Annotated in this window: 2 tRNA genes; both read left to right on the plus strand. The window is 56.4% G+C overall.

The features are described 5' to 3' along the window. The first annotated feature begins 225 nt into the window (after positions 1-225). A tRNA-Ile gene (locus BRAO375_RS26710) sits at positions 226-302 on the plus strand. A 37-nt stretch (positions 303-339) separates the two neighbouring features. Further along, positions 340-415: transfer RNA gene (locus tag BRAO375_RS26715), tRNA-Ala, on the plus strand. Positions 416-708 lie beyond the last annotated feature (293 nt).

A 708-nucleotide genomic window follows, 5' to 3' on the forward strand; every position in this document is an offset into this window, starting at 1 on the left:
CTTTCGGGCCACGATCTTCGGATCGCGCACTATCGAGCTGTTTTAGAAACATCAGGGGCCAACACGATCGCCAGATCGGGTTGAGTTCCATTGGCGGGATTTCGCCGTCTTCGTTTCTCTTTCTTCGCGGACGAACACGCTGCCTGAAGGGCTCGCGCTGACGGTTCACGTTTCGAGCGCGGATGCGCCGGGGTAGTGAACGTCGCAAGTTCCCTGAAGCGTTAGGGGCTTGTAGCTCAGTTGGTTAGAGCGCGCGCTTGATAAGCGTGAGGTCGGAAGTTCAAGTCTTCCCAGGCCCACCATTTTCTGGCGTTTGCATCGCTTTCGTCTTCTGGTTACGGGGCCATAGCTCAGCTGGGAGAGCGCGTGCTTTGCAAGCATGAGGTCGTCGGTTCGATCCCGTCTGGCTCCACCAGATGGTTTGATTGCCGAGCGGTCGCTTGATAGCGCTGGTTCAAATTCGTCCGCGAGACAACACTTCGCATCTTCTGATCCTCACCGGGATTACAGAAGACTGCGTGTTATCTGACATCGTGAAGAGGAGATCGATCCGAGTAGGGTCGTGCAATGAATGCCACCGCGCAAGCGGTCCGCGTTCGACTTTGCACCGACGCCTTCACTATCTCCGGGTCATTTCGGCGCAAGCTTGGTGCTGTGAAGCATCCTGCTTGTTGTAAATGACTCTGTTCGCTGCGCTTGACCGCACGG

Source organism: Bradyrhizobium sp. ORS 375, assembly GCF_000239775.1.
Taxonomy (GTDB): Bacteria; Pseudomonadota; Alphaproteobacteria; order Rhizobiales; family Xanthobacteraceae; genus Bradyrhizobium.